This window comes from Delftia sp. RIT313 (assembly GCF_000632165.1).
Lineage (GTDB): Bacteria > Pseudomonadota > Gammaproteobacteria > Burkholderiales > Burkholderiaceae_C > Comamonas > Comamonas acidovorans.
In genome coordinates, this window is sequence record NZ_JFYT01000049.1 from 40,982 (window position 1) to 56,561 (window position 15,580).

General features: G+C 59.9%; 16 protein-coding genes. 12 read left to right on the plus strand and 4 right to left on the minus strand.

All coding sequences use genetic code 11. From position 1 onward, the window contains the following. Positions 1-5: 5 nt before the first annotated feature. On the minus strand, positions 6-857 hold the full coding sequence (locus tag BW39_RS14675) for a flagellin domain-containing protein (protein ID WP_034398040.1): 852 nt from the start codon (positions 855-857) through the stop codon (positions 6-8). Positions 858-1,354: 497 nt separating this feature from the next. Here BW39_RS14675 and BW39_RS14680 point away from each other — a divergent pair, with 497 nt between their 5' ends. From BW39_RS14680 to BW39_RS14715, 8 genes are read left to right on the plus strand one after another with little or no spacing between them, the layout of a single operon-like run. After that, positions 1,355-1,579, plus strand: coding sequence for an acyl carrier protein (locus tag BW39_RS14680; RefSeq protein ID WP_034398038.1), 225 nt, complete (start codon positions 1,355-1,357; stop codon positions 1,577-1,579). Positions 1,580-1,584: 5 nt separating this feature from the next. After that, positions 1,585-2,637, plus strand: a complete 1,053-nt coding sequence (locus BW39_RS14685) for a ketoacyl-ACP synthase III (protein ID WP_043822576.1) — start codon at positions 1,585-1,587, stop codon at positions 2,635-2,637. After that, complete coding sequence (locus BW39_RS14690) at positions 2,634-3,395, plus strand: SDR family NAD(P)-dependent oxidoreductase (protein WP_034398034.1); 762 nt, start codon at positions 2,634-2,636, stop codon at positions 3,393-3,395. The genes BW39_RS14685 and BW39_RS14690 overlap by 4 nt, the downstream gene beginning before the upstream one ends. A gap of 26 nt (positions 3,396-3,421) precedes the next feature. After that, positions 3,422-4,132: an SDR family NAD(P)-dependent oxidoreductase gene (locus BW39_RS14695; protein WP_231890621.1), complete on the plus strand. Its 711-nt coding sequence runs from the start codon at positions 3,422-3,424 to the stop codon at positions 4,130-4,132. Then, a complete protein-coding gene (locus BW39_RS14700) occupies positions 4,132-4,773 on the plus strand; it encodes an acetyltransferase (protein WP_043822578.1) in 642 nt (213 codons plus the stop codon). The genes BW39_RS14695 and BW39_RS14700 overlap by 1 nt, the downstream gene beginning before the upstream one ends. A gap of 27 nt (positions 4,774-4,800) precedes the next feature. Further along, on the plus strand, positions 4,801-5,940 hold the full coding sequence (locus BW39_RS14705) for an aromatic ring-hydroxylating oxygenase subunit alpha (protein WP_043822580.1): 1,140 nt from the start codon (positions 4,801-4,803) through the stop codon (positions 5,938-5,940). Beyond that, positions 5,930-6,556 (plus strand): DapH/DapD/GlmU-related protein, encoded by a 627-nt coding sequence (locus BW39_RS14710; protein ID WP_043822582.1) that lies wholly within the window; start codon positions 5,930-5,932, stop codon positions 6,554-6,556. Before BW39_RS14705 ends, BW39_RS14710 begins: the two co-directional genes overlap by 11 nt. Before the next feature lie 15 nt (positions 6,557-6,571). Continuing rightward, entirely contained in the window at positions 6,572-7,792 is a 1,221-nt protein-coding gene (locus BW39_RS14715) for an FkbM family methyltransferase (protein ID WP_052155343.1), read from the plus strand. 37 nt (positions 7,793-7,829) lie between these two features. Here the strand turns inward: BW39_RS14715 and BW39_RS14720 are convergent, their stop codons facing one another. The 3 genes from BW39_RS14720 to BW39_RS14730 form a co-directional block, all read right to left on the minus strand. Further along, positions 7,830-9,047, minus strand: coding sequence for a DegT/DnrJ/EryC1/StrS family aminotransferase (locus tag BW39_RS14720; RefSeq protein ID WP_052155344.1), 1,218 nt, complete (start codon positions 9,045-9,047; stop codon positions 7,830-7,832). Further along, positions 9,044-10,696, minus strand: coding sequence for an O-linked N-acetylglucosamine transferase, SPINDLY family protein (locus BW39_RS14725; protein WP_043822584.1), 1,653 nt, complete (start codon positions 10,694-10,696; stop codon positions 9,044-9,046). The genes BW39_RS14720 and BW39_RS14725 overlap by 4 nt, the downstream gene beginning before the upstream one ends. A 310-nt stretch (positions 10,697-11,006) precedes the next feature. Continuing rightward, entirely contained in the window at positions 11,007-12,152 is a 1,146-nt protein-coding gene (locus tag BW39_RS14730) for a glycosyltransferase family 2 protein (RefSeq protein WP_235264209.1), read from the minus strand. A gap of 225 nt (positions 12,153-12,377) precedes the next feature. On the opposite strand from BW39_RS14730, the gene motA reads away from it, so the two are divergent. From motA to BW39_RS14750, 4 genes are all read left to right on the plus strand, one after another. Next, the gene (gene motA, locus BW39_RS14735; RefSeq protein ID WP_012202536.1) at positions 12,378-13,238 is read left to right on the plus strand and encodes a flagellar motor stator protein MotA; all 861 of its coding nucleotides are present in this window, start codon (positions 12,378-12,380) and stop codon (positions 13,236-13,238) included. A gap of 24 nt (positions 13,239-13,262) precedes the next feature. Further along, positions 13,263-14,300, plus strand: a complete 1,038-nt coding sequence (motB, locus tag BW39_RS14740; protein ID WP_043822586.1) for a flagellar motor protein MotB — start codon at positions 13,263-13,265, stop codon at positions 14,298-14,300. A gap of 124 nt (positions 14,301-14,424) precedes the next feature. Further along, positions 14,425-14,811 carry a chemotaxis response regulator CheY gene (gene cheY, locus BW39_RS14745; RefSeq protein WP_012202534.1) on the plus strand — a complete coding sequence of 129 codons (387 nt, stop codon included), beginning with the start codon at positions 14,425-14,427 and terminating at the stop codon, positions 14,809-14,811. A 10-nt stretch (positions 14,812-14,821) separates the two neighbouring features. Next, entirely contained in the window at positions 14,822-15,436 is a 615-nt protein-coding gene (locus BW39_RS14750) for a protein phosphatase CheZ (protein WP_012202533.1), read from the plus strand. Positions 15,437-15,580: the final 144 nt, after the last annotated feature.

Genomic DNA, 15,580 nt, shown 5'->3' on the forward strand with positions numbered 1-15,580 from the left:
CACGATCAGCGCAGCAGGGCCAGAACGCCTTGGGGCAGTTGGTTGGCCTGGGCCACCATCGCTGTACCGGCCTGCTGCAGGATCTGCGCACGGCTCAGGTTGGCTGTTTCCGATGCAAAGTCGGCATCCGTGATGCGGCTGCGTGCCGACGCGGTGTTTTCGGACGCCACCTGCAGGTTGGAGATCACTGCATCGAAACGGTTTTGCGAGGCACCGAAGTCAGCGCGCTTGCCGTTGACGGCATCGATGGCGCTATCCAGGGCAGTGACTGCCGTCAGGGCCGTGGCGGCCGTGGAACCCAGCGTTGCGCCGGCACCTGTACCCTGAGCCACGGTGCCCATGGCAGACGCCAGATCGGACGTGGTAATGGAGATCTGGTTGTCGCTTGCCGTGTTGGAGCCGATCTGGAACTGGAATGTGCCGGAATTGCCACCCGAACCTGTCAGCAGCTCCTGGCCGTTGAACTTGGTGTTCTTGATCACGCGGGCGTTTTCTTCGGCCAGCTGCTTGAATTCCTTGTCCATCGAGCCGCGGTCGGCCGTGCCGTTGGTGTCGTTGGCCGCCTGGACTGCCAGTTCACGCATACGCTGCAGGTTCTCACCGATCTTGCCCAGCGCGCCTTCTGCGGTCTGCGACAGAGAGATGCCGTCGTTGGCGTTGCGCACAGCCACGTTCATGCCGCGGACTTGGGCGTTCATGCGTTCAGCGATGGCCAGGCCAGCGGCATCGTCCTTGGCGCTGTTGACGCGCAGGCCGGAGGACAGGCGTTGCATGGTGGTGGACAGCGAGCTTTGCGAAGCACCCAGGTTGCGTTGGGCGTTCAGCGATTGCACGTTGGTGTTGATAGACATGGCCATGGTGACAACTCCTAGTAAATTCAGTTACGTCGCCGCCACGGTGCCCTCGCTTATCGCAAGGCGGGCGGCGGCGGCCCAATCCAACCATCAGCCGCTTTCACATCGATTTACGCGGCTTTTGGTGGGCTCAGGACTTTTTGTCCCTCTGCTGAGTTGGTTTTCGGAGCTGCCCCGGCGAACTTTAGGGGCGTTGCAAAGATTTTTTGATGCCAGCCTGACACTTTGCCCAGACGGCCCCTCCCGCACCGGCCACAAGATATAGATGCGCCCGCGCCAACTCCAGGGGTCTGCGGCCAAGCGTGGATGTCCGAGAAGCACGGCACCTGCGGCAGTACACAAAACAAACCGCACTTTCCTGTCCAGTTCCATCGTTCGCGCCCGAGCGGCTCTGCCAGAATCCGTCGTATTTCGTGCCTGCATGGGCGAAGCCCACCCAGCCGCCCAAGCGACTTGGCGGCCAAGCCCGGGCACGATGTTTTTCACTAGGAACACCGTCCATGCCCTCCATTGAACAATTCATCGAAAGCTTTCTGACCGCCGTGGACTTCCAGGAGGCCGTGGAAGTGACGCCAGAGACCGAACTCAAGCGCCTGCCCGAATGGGACTCGCTGGCCGCACTGGGCGTGATCGTCATGTTCGACGTCGATTTCGGCAAAACCATCACGGGCGACGATCTCAAGAACTGCGCGACCATCAACGACCTCTACCAACTGCTGGGCTGAACGACATGACGCTGTCCACCCTGCACAACGTGCGATTCGCGGGCATGGCCAGCTGCGTGCCACGGCAAGTCGTACACAACATCAACGACGTCCCCCCCCATCTGCGTTCAGAGCGTGAGCGCCTGGTGCGCAACATCGGCATACTGACGCGCAGGGTCTGTCCGAGTTGGCAGTGCTTTTCGGACCTGGCGTTCGATGCAGCCGAAAAGCTGCTCACCGAGCTGCAATGGGCCCGCGAAGAGGTCGATGCACTGATCGTGGTCACCCAGTCGCCGGACTACCTGACCCCGGCCACGGCCATCATCTTGCAGGACCGCCTGGGACTGCCGCACGGCACCGTGGCCTTTGATGTCAACCTGGGTTGCTCCGGTTATCCGTTCGCGGTGCAGATCCTGGGCTCCATGGTGGCCTCGGGCGTCGTCAAGAAGGGCTTGATCCTGCTGGGAGACCGGTCCAGCTACAAGCACAGGGACTCGCTCAAGGACCCGCTGTTCTCCGATGCCGCCACGGCGACAGCGCTGGAATACCAGCCCGGAGCACCCCCCATGCATTTCGATCTGAACAGCGATGGCAGCGGCCACAAGGCCATCATGGTCCCGGTAGGCGGGCATCGCCAGCCCTTTGAACTGGAACATGCGATTGCGCGCAAGGGTGAAGATGGCTTCTGGTACTCCAACCTGGACCTGGTGCTCGACGGCCCTGCCGTGCTGAGCTTTTCCACGCAGCGTGTCCCGCCCATGGTCGAGCGCCTGATGCAGTACTCCGGCAGGAACAAGGAAGAGGTGGACTACTTCATCTTTCACCAGGCCAACCGCATGATCAACGAGACGATACGCAAGAAGCTCGGCCTGCCCGCCGAGAAAGTGCCGTCATCCCTGCAGGAGTTCGGCAATACCAGCGGCGCTTCATTGCCGGTCACCATGACCACGCGCCTGCGCGATGCGTTGGCCGAGGGAAAAAAGCGGCTGTTGCTGTGCGGTTTCGGTGTGGGTCTTTCCTGGGGCGGGGCCATTGTGGAAGTGGAATCTGCCTGCTTTCCTGCACTGGTCGAGGCATGATGGATCAGGATCCGTTCTCCCTGGCGGGGAAACGCATTCTAGTCACGGGGGCGTCTTCGGGCATAGGCCGGCAGGTCGCGCTGAGTTGCGCCGACATGGGAGCGCAACTGATCATCACCGGACGGGACCCGCAACGCCTGCAAGCCACAGCCGATGAACTGCCCGGCAGCGGCCACTTGGCGGTGATTGCTGATCTTGCACAACCTGTCGATCTGGCTCGGCTGGTCGAGCAAACTGGCGTGATCAACGGTCTGGTGCATGCTGCCGGCATTTCCAGGCTGGTGCCTTTTCGCATGATCAGCCAGGCGCATCTGAGCGAGATGTTTGAACACAATACCTATGCTCCGATGATGCTGACCAAGGAGCTACTGGGCAAAAAGCGTGTGGTGGCCGGCGGCTCCATCGTGTTCATTTCGGCCCTGGCATCACACAGCGGGGCCCAGGCCACAGCAGCCTATGCCGCAAGCAAATCGGCCCTGCTGGGAGCCATGCGTTCACTGGCCATCGAAGTCGCAAAGCATGGCATACGTGCCAACTGCATCGCACCAGGTTACGTTCGCACCCCCATGCTGAACGGACTGAGCCAAGGCGGTGCCCAGATGGAGCGCCTGATTGAGCAGACACCGTTGGGCCTGGGCGATCCTCAGGATATAGCCTATGCCGCGGCCTTCCATCTCGCAGATGCCAGCCGCTGGATCACCGGCAACTACTTCATCCTGGACGGAGGACTGAGTACCTCAATGGACATCTACGCATGAGCAGCGCGGCCATCTCTCCTTTTTCCATGCAAGGAAAGACAGTGCTGGTCACAGGTGCCTCTTCAGGCCTGGGCCGGCACATCGCTATCACACTGGCGCGAAGAGGTGCTCGCTTGGTGATCACCGGGCGTGATGCGGACAGGCTGAGGCAATGCCATGAAGCTCTGCAGGGCGAAGGCCATGTGCAGATCACGGCCGACCTGACCCTGCCCAAGGACCGGGACCGCGTGGTCCAGGCCAGCATTGGCATCCATGGTCTGCTGCACTGCGCAGGACTGCATCAGGCAACCCCTGTCAATGCACTGACCGAAGAACTCATGACGCGCATGTACCAGATCAATTTCCTGGCTCCTGTGATGCTCACCCAGCACCTGCTGCAGGTCGGCGCCGTGGCGCAAAAAGGCTCCATCGTCTTCATGCTATCCACCGCTGCGCACAGCGGCATGGAACGGCTAGGCCCTTATGCAGCCATGAAGGCCGGGCTGTGGGGTCTCATCAAATGCCTCGCACTGGAACAGGCTTCTCAGAAAATCCGCGTCAACGGCATCTCACCCGCAGTCATTGGCACGCCGCCTGCCGAGTCGGGCCAGCAGATCCTGGTGGCAGACAAGGCTCTCCATCCGCTGGGCCATGGCACGCCCGATGACGTTGCCCATGCAGCCATCTACCTGCTGTCCGATGCCAGCCGGTGGGTGACAGGAACCAGCCTGATCCTGGATGGCGGAGCAGCGCACTGATGAAAAGGGTCTACATCATTGGTGCTGGTGGCTGGGGCCGGGAAGTCCTTGTCCAGATGTGTGATGCGGTCGAGCATGGCCAGGACTGGAAGATCGCCGGCTTTCTGGATACACGGCCCCACATGCTCAACGGCATTGACTGCGGCCTGACCATCGTCGGAAGCCCCCTGACCCACATGCCGCAGCCGGACGAAGCATTCGTCTGCGCCATCGGCCTGCCACGCCCACGCCAGCAGTTTTCCCAGCCCATACTGGATAAAGGGGGTGAATTCATGCACGTACGCACCCCTTACAACACCGTAGGCTACCTGAGCGTGCGCGTGCATCTTGGAACAGGCTGCTTCTGGGCGCCACGCGTGCAAGTCAGCCCTGATGTCCACATCGGCGACTTTGCCAACATACACAGCGGCACCGTCATAGGTCATGACGTGCATATCGGCAACTATGCGCAGATAGGCGCCATGACCTTCATCGGGGGAGGTGCACAAATCGGCGACTATGCCATCGTGCATCCGCACGCCACGATCACGCCGGGCATCAAAGTTGGCGAAGGCGCGACCGTGGGCGCCGGTTCTGTAGTGCTCAAGAACGTGCCCGCCGGCTCCACCGTGTTCGGCAATCCTGCACGCGTGATCTTCTAAAAACCCGAAGCCGACAGGAAATCTCTTATGCGCTCGCGCATGCACCCAAAATATTATTTGTCTCAGGAAATCTTCGAGCGCGAACAGCAAAAGATCTTTCGCAAGGTGTGGCTGTTCGCAGGCCTTGCCTCACTGTTACCCAAGAACCATTCTTTCATCACACGCAAGATCGCGGGCATTCCCGTAGTCATTCAGAATTTCAACGGAGAGTTGCGCGCTTTCGAGAACATCTGCCTGCATCGCAGCGCACCGTTGCAGCAAGGTTTCACGGGCACACGTCCGTTGGTTTGCGCCTATCACGCCTGGAGCTATGACAGCCAAGGTCAGGTGAAGAATATCCCAGATTGCGATGCAATCTATCGACTCGATGCCTGCGAAAAAAAATCCCTGAAATTACGGGAATTTTCTCTCAGGCAGATTGGCGGCCTGCTGTTCATCAATCTGTCATCCGACCCCATGAAGTTCGAGGAGCAGTTCTCTGCCCAATTCATCGAACTACTGCAAAGCAGTGCCGAATCCTATGACAGCGAAGTCATGATGACCACTTGGCATGCCAAATTCAATTGGAAGCTTGTCTATGAGAATCTGCGCGACTTCAATCATGTGAAATACCTTCACCCTAAGAGCCTAGCCAAGGTTGCCAGCTTCCCGTTCGCTGCACAAGACGGTGAGCCTCTAGAAAAGCCACAGCTCGATGGATCAACGGCTGGTCTTCGAAAGGAAATTCGCGAATTCAGCTATGGAGGGCCAGAAGGAGAGATTGACCCCATTAGAAGGGTTCCATGGCTGGATAAGGTGGAGCGCTGGGGAGATACCGATGCCTATTTCAACTGGCTAGCCTATCCCAATCTGCACATAGCCTGCGGAAATGGGGGCTACTCTTTCACCATTGAGCATCACGTACCAATCTCTCCCGGCCAGACAGATGTGGAAATTTTCTTCATGACGGCCCGAAAGAAGGCCCCCTACGCTTATTCGGGCCAGGTGCTGCTATCACATATGCACTACAGCAAGCAGATTGTCGGAGAGGATATTGCCATCCTAGAAGGCATCCAATCTGTCCTGCATGATACAGCCCCTCTTCCTACACAAGGTGCTTATGAGTACACCAACCGGAATATAGAGCGCTGGTACACCACTCTGATGGAGACGGACCATGAAATTTAGATGGATCATCGGTTGCGGTGATTTTCTGGATACCTCTTTTCATGCATGGAAACAGATACGCCCTGATGAACGAATTGAAAAAGTCGAAGTCTGTCAAAGCGAAGACTATGAGTTCGATTACTCCGTGCTCGACAGCCTGGATCCTCAACAAGGCAGTGCCTTTGTGGCCTTTCACGAGAGCTTCGGCAACTTCAAACGCATGGAACTGATGCAGGCGGCCATGGAGCGCGGCCTGGAACTGGAGCCCTTCATCAGTCCCATGGCCAGCGTGGCGCAGAACGCCCTCATCGGCCCTAACTGCTTCATTGGTCACCATTGCAGCATCGGCCATGGCAGCCGCATAGGCTTCAATACCATCATCCACAACGGCGTTCAGATTGGAGCCAACAGCGTCATCAAAACGTCCTGCTGGATCGAAAATGGCGTGCAAGTGGGCGCGAACGTAGAAATCGGTGCGCATAGCATTTTACGCATGGGGGCGATGATCAAGAAAGGCATCACAGTGGGACGAGGCTGTGAGTTGGGTTGGCCCCGTCTTTATCATGAAGACATCCCCAGCAAAACGGTTTTTGATCTGAGATACGGCGAACCGATATACGTTTACCCGGGCACATAGAAATAGCTTCGCATCATGAAGAAAAATCAAACCCACTCAGATATTCACACTTCCAAGCTGGAGGCAATATTTCTCGAATCAGCAACAGCACTGCGATATAATCCACTGCTCGGCATTCCCCAGGACCTTTGCGACATCATTTCCCGGCAAGGTCCATCCGTACGGGTTTTTATTTTGGGCAGCAGAGGATTTTCGGAAGATATCATCCGAATCTCTCGCCAGGGAAAATTCGTTGTCGAGGCAGTCGTTGATGATTTTCTCTGCCAAAAGGAATCCACGCATCGTGGAATTCCATTAATCTCCACCGAAGCCTTTCTTTCCAAAGCCCGCGGGCAGAGTGATGCGGTAGCCATCAACACCTGCGGCCACGACAAGCCGAAGTTCTTCTTCAACCATGTGTGCCGTACCAATGGGATTCCACACTTGAGTTTTGAGCAATTCGTCAGAGCATTTGGCATCAGCGGTCTGCTCGATTTCCGGCTCGACGACTGGGGCCCATATATCGCAGACAACGTCGAAAGATACCAGCAACTGGCCCAGCGCCTGTCGGATGGTTATTCAGTACAAACACTTTATTCGATCCTGAATTACCGGCTTACCTGCGATCCAAGCCACTACTATGAAATCGAGCGCCCCTATTCAGCACTCTATTTCAGGTCTGGCCTGTTGAGCTTCGGAAAATCGGAAAAGATGGTGGACTGCGGAGCCTCTGTGGGCGAAGCGCTTATGGGTCTTGCCGAGGTCACCGACGGAGATTTCGCCCATAGCTGGCTGATCGAGCCTGATCGATTCAACATCCAGACGCTGCAGGCTTTGCGCCGCCGTTACGAAGGCTCGGCACTGGCCTCAAGAACCAGCATCCACGGTTGCGGCGTGGGCGAAACCCCATGCAGGGTTCCCTTCAAGCACGAAGGAGGCCATGGCAGCTCCATCCACGCGGCCGATTCAGCGTGCAGCGAGGAGGACATGATCGACGTGCGCCCGATAGATGAAATCATTGACGATGCGCCCAGCTTCATCAAGATGGACGTGGAGGGTGCAGAACTGTCTGCCCTCAAGGGTGCCCGCCAGTCACTGAAGAACCATGCGCCCAAGCTGGCCATCTCCGCCTACCACCGGACATCCGATCTGCTGGAGATCACGGACTATGTCATGCAGCAGCAGCCCGGATACAAGATAGGACTGCGCCACCACACCCATTTCCGCTGGGACACCTGCCTGTACTTCTATTCGTGATCAAGGCATTCATGCATGGTCACATGCATGTCCCGCTTCAATCAGCCAGCGTGACTGGGGCTGGCGCGCGCAAAGGTTGGCTTGGACTGGGAGGGCAGTTTCCCTGCAGGCTCTGGGTCACCACGTCGCACAGGCGCTGGCGCTGATCCCGTGTCATGTCCAGAAAAAACGGCAGGCCCAGCAGCGTCTCTCCCAGTTCACATGCATGGCGTATTTCCAACCGCAGGCACTGTGACTCCAGCACCGGCATCTGTTGCAACAGCGGCTGATACCAACGGCGAGTTGCGATGCGGGCTGCCTGGCAGCCCGCCTCTAGTGCTGCGCGCGCGGCCTCCCCCGGCAGGCGTGTGCACAGCAGGGAAGGCGCCGTCAGGTAACCACCGCTACCCTGTGCTTGCCAGGACAAGCTGTGGCCACTGGCCTCATTCAATGCAGCGATCAGTTCGGCCTGTAACTCGCGCCTCTGCCTTGCGTGCTCGTCCCAGACTTGCAGCGAAGCCAAGCCGATGGCTGCATGGTATTCGCTCATCTTGGCATTGCTGCCCATGGAAGCCAGCGAACCGATCGGCAATCCTGCAGCGGGGTCCAGATTGATGCCGAAATTGGAGAGTTGGCGCACCCTGGCAGCCAAGCCTGGGCGCGTGGAAACGATGAGCCCGCCTTCGCCGGCCGGCAGGCTTTTGGTGGTGTGCAGACTGAAGACCAAGGTGCCCTGCGCGCCTTGCAACCACTGGCTTCCATAGGCAGCAGCTGCATCGATGACTACGGGCAATCCGGTTTCCAATTCAAACTGCTGCCATGCCTGCATGTCATAGGGCATACCAAAAGTGGCGACGGGCAACACCGCATCGATGCGCATCTGCTTGCAGGCCGCGTATGCAATGGCAGGGGTCAGCATCCAGCTGGCAGGATCCACATCACCGATCACGGGCACGTGGCCTGCACGGATCACCGCAGTGGCAGTGGCCACAAAAGTCAAGGACGGGACCAGCACACGTGAGCCGCGGGGCAGATCCAGCGCCTGCAGCACCAGCTCCAGCCCCAGCGTGGCATTCGCCACCGTTGTCAGAGCATCACTGGGCACAGCAAATCGATGAGCGAACGCCGCCTCCAACTCCTGTACCAACGGGCCAAAGTTGGAATAGTGCCGCGCCGCATGCATGCGCTCCAACCAAGGCAACAAGGCCTGCGGCGCAGGCATGTCGGGCACCAGAAGCGGAATGGGATCCATGTTCGTGGGTCGATTGAGGTTCATGCGACAGCGTCCGCTTCGGCCAGCAGGGCGTCCAGATCAACGGCCGCACTCAAATTGCGGCGATCACCGTTCAGCCAGTTGAGCCACATCAGACGGAAGGCCTTCTCCAGCTCGGCCGTCCGCTCGGGATAGTTCATCAGCACGCTGGCCTCCATGCTGGCGCGCGCGGTCAGTCGCTGTTGGCGCAGACGCTCGGGATCGTTCATCAGCTGCAATGCGGCCTGCACATATTCCTGCTCGTTATTGGTGACCTCTCCACCGAAGCCCAGGCCGACAAGGGTTCGTGCTGTCGAGGCGTCAACACCCCGCTCGGCATCCAGTGCCACGATGGTCAGCCCCATCCACAGGGCGTGCAACGTAGTGGTGCCACCGGAAACAGGTGATGTATCCAGCGCCACATCGGCGATATGCCCCAGTTCCATGAAGCGGTCCAGTGGTTGCTGATGCAGCACCGAGACACGATCCAACGGCATGCCAGCGTTTTGCACGCGTGGCAGCATATGGATCTGGGCGGCCTCAGGCTCCTGCTCCTTGACCATGATGATCAGCCGTGCGTCCTGGCGCTCGTTCAGTATGCGCGCCCATACGGACAGCATCTGGTCTGTAATCTTGGATGAACTATTGAGCGATATCAGCGTGGGATAGCCGTTGCGCAGCATGGGCGGCTCCTCACACAAGGGCGAGTACTCAGGTGGCGCATAGCTGGCCATGCAACTCAGTTGGAACAGTGCCTCTGAATAGTAAGGAGCATGGCTGGGGGGAGCGATGCCGGCATCCACCAGACGGTAATCCATGGCCTTCATGCCCAGAGTGTGCATGTACCCAAGCCAGGTCACTTGCACTGGTGCCGCACGCCGGGCGAACACCTCCATCCGGTGGCCAAGGGTAAAGCCCGACAGGTCCACGAGGATGTCGATGCCGTCAGCACGTATCTGGTCAACCAATTGCACCTCGGTCAGATCGGCAACCTCGCGCCAATTCGGCACCAACGCGCGCAACTGCGCAGTCACCCAATCGGGCTTGCCGCTGGAGTAGACATGGATTTCGACGTTCTCGGGATCATGGTGGGCCAGCACAGGACGCATGAAGAACGCCACCGAGTGCTCGCGAAAATCCGCCGTCACGTATCCGACCTTGAGACGCTTGCGCGGGTTGCGGTCGCGCCCTGGCAGCGGCGCTGACTTGCGCGTCAGCGGATCAGAAAAGCGCCTGCCCCAATCAGCGGCCACTTGCAGCGATCGCGCCGAATCGCTGCTGGTGTGCGAATGGATGTAGGCACGCATCATCCAATGCTGCCCATCGTTCTTTTTGTGCCGACAGGCCTCGTCAATGAGGTCGCAGGCCTGCTCGCGCTGGCCAGTGCTGAACAGCGCAAGGGCCAGCAGGCGCTGCGCATCGGGCATACGAGGCTCCATCTCCAGGGCCGCCTGCAGGGCATCAACGGCCTTGTGCCAGATGGCCATGCGCACATAGACAAACCCTATGTGCAGCCACACATGGGCGTTACGCGGCTCCTGGACCACCAGCTGCGACAGTGCACCCAGCGCCTGTATGAACTGCATTTGCTCGACCATGGCGCGGACACGCGCAAGCTCCTGAGGGATGCTGACCGGTGGCGAGGAAGTTTCGGCGAGTACGGAAGAAGGCATGGCTATGGACCAGAGAATGCGCTATGGCACGGCAGGATGGAGCTTTGGCAACTATCCACTTTTGCCCGCCAACCAATCCGCTGTTAAGCAGCCTAGTTGCAACGCACAAACAGACACCGTTTCCAGGTGTAGTTGCAGCTTTTGCCACACCATCTGCAACCGGCCAGACACATCACACCGCCCAGTTGGTCACTCCGAGACACACAAGCCGCTAAGCCACGACCCCACAGGCAAGCACCTGCTGGAGCTTCGGAAAGACACAAGCTCTTAACGCTTTTGATCGCCCGCTCTGTCGAGCCGAGTTCTCATCTCAGGAACCCGAAGCCGGCATGGGGTGGCGCAGCCTCAGAGCCCGGGCCTCGTCCAGATTTCCGAGCTGCTCATGCATCACGGCCAGATTGTGCGCCGCAAGATAGCTGCCCCGCCCCGCCACCCCGCCATGCTGGCACGCATCCACCTCTCCGATCTCCAGGCAGCGTTCCCAGGAAGCCTGAGCCATCGAAAGCCAGTGCTCAACCTGACCATCAAGTTTGGCAATGGCCGCATCCAGCAGGACACCGCCCAGAGTGAAAAAGAAATCGGGCGAATCCTGCCATTTCGGCATCTGGGCCTGCGCCAGGGCCAAGCCCTCTTCATGGCGGCCCGCTTGCCCCAGGCAATAAAGGTATCTGACGCACAGATCGTGCTCATAGCCACTCGACACTTCAAGTTGCTCCATCGCCACACCATAGTGTGCGCACGCTTTGGAGAAATCCCTGTTCAGTTCGAAGTCCACGCCCAGTTGGTAGTTGATATAGGCATCACGAGGATTTCTACTCAACTCCTGCAGAAGAAGGCGCTGGTTTCTCCCCTGCTTGCGCGACATCTGCTCAGGCAGATATCCGTCATGCCGAATGACCAGCGGCACCAGCACACGTGGCAGATCAGACATGGGTTGTTCGTGGACGACACCCTGATAGCGCACTCCCCGTGGCAAAAGCCGGGTAATCCGCGAACGGCTCACCGAGCCGGTCACGCCCATTTCGTACAGGCTCTGGACGTCGGCAACTCCGAGTTGGCGCTCCATCGTCGGCAACCCTGCCAACCACGCGCCGCCCTCAACCAACCATTCATCGGCGTCGAGAACCAGGTTCCAGTTCGCATCCGCCAGATCGAGGGCCCGGTTGCGGGCAGCGGCGAAATCATCACACCACTCAAAGCGATGCACCTGCGCACCGCAGCTGCGGGCGATCTCCATCGTGCGGTCCACGGAGCCCGTATCCAGCACCAGGACTTCATCCACGAAGTCTTTGACGCTGTCAATGCAGCGGGCTATTGAGCGTTCTTCATCGCGCGCGATGATGACAAGAGCAGTCTGGGGCATATGAATGGAAAAGAACGTCGGAGTCAGGCAAATGCTGGCTGCCTCCAGGCCTGCAAGCAGGCCGACCCGTCGATCGCGCAAGGGCATCGACATGTACCCACTAATGTCTTCTCAGATGCCCGCGTCGAAGCTGCGATCTGACCGACGAACACCTGAATTCTCCAGCTTTCATTGCGAAGCGCGCATGTAGCATGCATGCGTCTGATCGCATCTTCACCGGGTGAACCCTACATCCCTGGCCCAAGCTGCCGATCTAACAAGCAATCACCCGACTTTTCAGCCCAACGCCGTCACCGCGCGCGCTCACAATCCACTCCCATGCTTGTCATCATCGGATACATCGTCGCCTTCGGTTGCATCTTCGGCACCTATGTGCTGCACGGGGGCAACGTCCAGGTCATTCTCAAGGCCCTGCCCTTCGAGATGGTGACCATCGGCGGCGGCGCCATCGGCGCCTTCATCGTGTGCAACCAGCCCAAGGTGCTCAAGGCCACGGCCAAGGCCATCCCTGGCGTGATGAAGAGTTCGCGCTACACCAAGGCCCGCTTCATGGAGCTGATGGCCCTGCTGTACGAGATTCTGCAAAAGGCCCGCAAGGAGGGCCTGATGTCCATCGAAAGCGATGTGGAGGCACCCAACGAGTCGCCCATCTTCACCAAGTACCCCGAGCTGCTGGCCGACCACCATGTGGTGGAGTTCCTGACCGACTACCTGCGCATGATGGTGTCGGGCAACCTCAACTCCCATGAGATCGAGTCGCTGATGGACAGCGAGATCGAGGCGCATCACGCCGAAGCGCATGCCCCGGTCAATGCGTTGACCCGCCTGGCCGGCGCCCTGCCCGCCTTCGGGATCATTGCGGCCGTGCTCGGTGTGGTGAACACCATGGGCTCGGTGGGCCAGCCGCCTTCCGTGCTGGGCGGCATGATCGCCTCGGCCCTGGTCGGTACCTTCCTGGGCATTTTGCTGGCCTATGCGCTGGTGGAACCCATGGCCGGCCTGGTGGAGCAACGCGCCCAGGATGCTGCCAAGGAACTGGAGTGCATCAAGACCACCTTGCTGGCCAGCATGCAGGGCTACAACCCCGCCACGGCCATCGAGTTCGGCCGCAAGGTGCTGTTCTCCACCGAACGTCCCGGGTTCCTTGAACTGGAAACCCACGTCAAGGGCAAGAAGTAATCCTGCGTCCAGCAGCGTCAAGCCATGGCAGAGAAAAAGTTACAGCCGATCATCATCAAGCGCGTCAAGAAGACAGCGCATGCACCCCACGGCGGTGCCTGGAAGATCGCCTATGCCGACTTCGTGACCGCGATGATGGCCTTCTTCCTGCTGATGTGGCTGCTGGGCTCCACGGCCAAGGGTGAGCTGCAGGGCATTGCGGCGTATTTTTCCTCGCCGCTGAAGGTGGCGATGGCCGGCGGCGACGGTGCGGGCAACAGCTCCAGCGTGATTCCCGGCGGCGGCAACGACCTGGCCAAGGTGCACGGCCAGGTGCGGCGCTCGGAGGCAGCGGACAGCTCCAACCGGCGCACCAGCGTCGATGCGGGCCGCGCTGACCAGGCCCAGGTGGATTCCAACCGCATCAAGGCGCTCAAGGCCAAGGTGGACGCGATGATCACCAGCAATGCGCGCCTGAACGAATTCCGCTCGCAGATCCGCACCGACGTGACGCCCGACGGCCTGCAGATCCAGATCGTGGACGAACAAAACCGCCCCATGTTCGACAGTGGCAGCGCCATGGTCAAACCCTACATGCGCGATATCCTGCGCGAAGTGGGCGCGGCCCTGGCGGGCGCGGAAAACCGCATCAGCCTGTCCGGCCATACCGATGCCGCCCCTTACGGCAATGCCGACCGCGGCTACAGCAACTGGGAGCTGTCGTCCGACCGTGCCAACGCCTCGCGCCGCGAGCTGGTGGCGGCCGGCATGCCGCTGAACCAGCTGGCCCGCATCACGGGCCTGGCCAGCAGCGACCTGCTGCTGCCCGATGATCCGCGTGCCCCGCAGAACCGGCGCATCACCATCACCGTGCTCACGCAGGAGGCTGAAAAGCGCCTGCTGGGCCACCGCGGACCTGTGACACGCAACGCCTTGCCGCCCTCATTGGCCGGCGGCAATGGCGGCACGGCGAATGCGGCCACCACCGAATCCGCAATCGGCGAGACCGCTGCGCAGCCCGCCGCCACCTCGCCTGCAGCTGCCCCGTCCGCGCCCGCGTCACCTGATCGTGTAACAAATTAAGGTTTGCGCCCGATGCTGCCGAAAAGCAGGAAAATTCCCACATTGCGCCAAGAAGGTTTCATATTGTTACCATCGCGGCGGATTCTTACCAGTACCGAGCACCTACCGACCGAAAGGGCCTCACGTGGCTAATGCCCTGCGTTTTTTGATCGTTGACGACTTCTCCACCATGCGGCGCATCGTGCGCAATCTGCTCAAGGAGAGCGGCTTTCCCGAAGCCGATGAAGCCGAAGACGGCGTCGTGGCACTGCACAAGCTGCGCAACAGCAAGTTTGATTTCGTGGTGACGGACATCAACATGCCCAACATGAACGGCTTCCAGCTGCTCACCGAAATCAAGCAGGACGACAAACTCAAGCACCTTCCCGTGCTGATGGTGACGGCCGAGGCACGCAAGGAGGACATCGTGGCAGCGGCCCAGGGCGGCGCGGCAGGCTACATTGTCAAGCCCTTCACCAAGGCCACGCTGGAAGAGAAAGTCAACCTGATCCTCAAAAAGCTGGGCCTGTAGGGCACGCGCCATGAGCAACCCGGATGTCCCCGACAGCGTCCACTACAAGGTGGGCGTTCTCACGCGCCAGCTGCATGACTCGCTCAACGAGCTGGGCTATGCGGACCGATTGCGCGGCAGCATGGGAGAGCTGCCGGACGCGCAAAGCCGCCTTTCCTATATTGCGCGGCTGACCGGAGAAGCCGCCGAGAAGGTTCTGAACCGCGTCGAATTGGCCAAGGTCCAGCAGGACCGGCTGGCCGAGCGTGTACGCGCCATGCGGGCACAGATGGTCGAGGACCCCGTGGCGGCCGTGGCCAAGGGCCGGGTGATGAACTTCCTGGAGGAAGTCGAGCAGGGCACGCAGCAGGCCGACGAGCACCTCACCGAGATCATGATGTCCCAGGACTTCCACGATCTCACGGGCCAGGTCATCGCCCGCGTGGTCTCGCTGGCCGCCGATCTGGAGGACCAGCTGGTGCAGTTGCTCATCCAGACCTCGCCCAACCCGCAGCAGACGGCGCTGGAGCCCCTGGAAAAGCCCAAGGAGCACCTCGCCGGCCCCGTGGTCGATCCCGAGAAGACGCCCGATGTGGTGACTTCGCAGTCCCAGGTGGACGATCTCCTGGCCAGCCTGGGATTCTGATCACCCCGGGGGGCGCCCGGCGCCTCCCCTCTCATTGCACGGCAGCCTCTTTCGCTTGGGCGCAAGGGGCTGACTGCCATCTTCGCGGCGCCCTTGCACCATGCGGCTGCCGTTCCTCCCCTTGTGCAGACAGCACATAAGCGC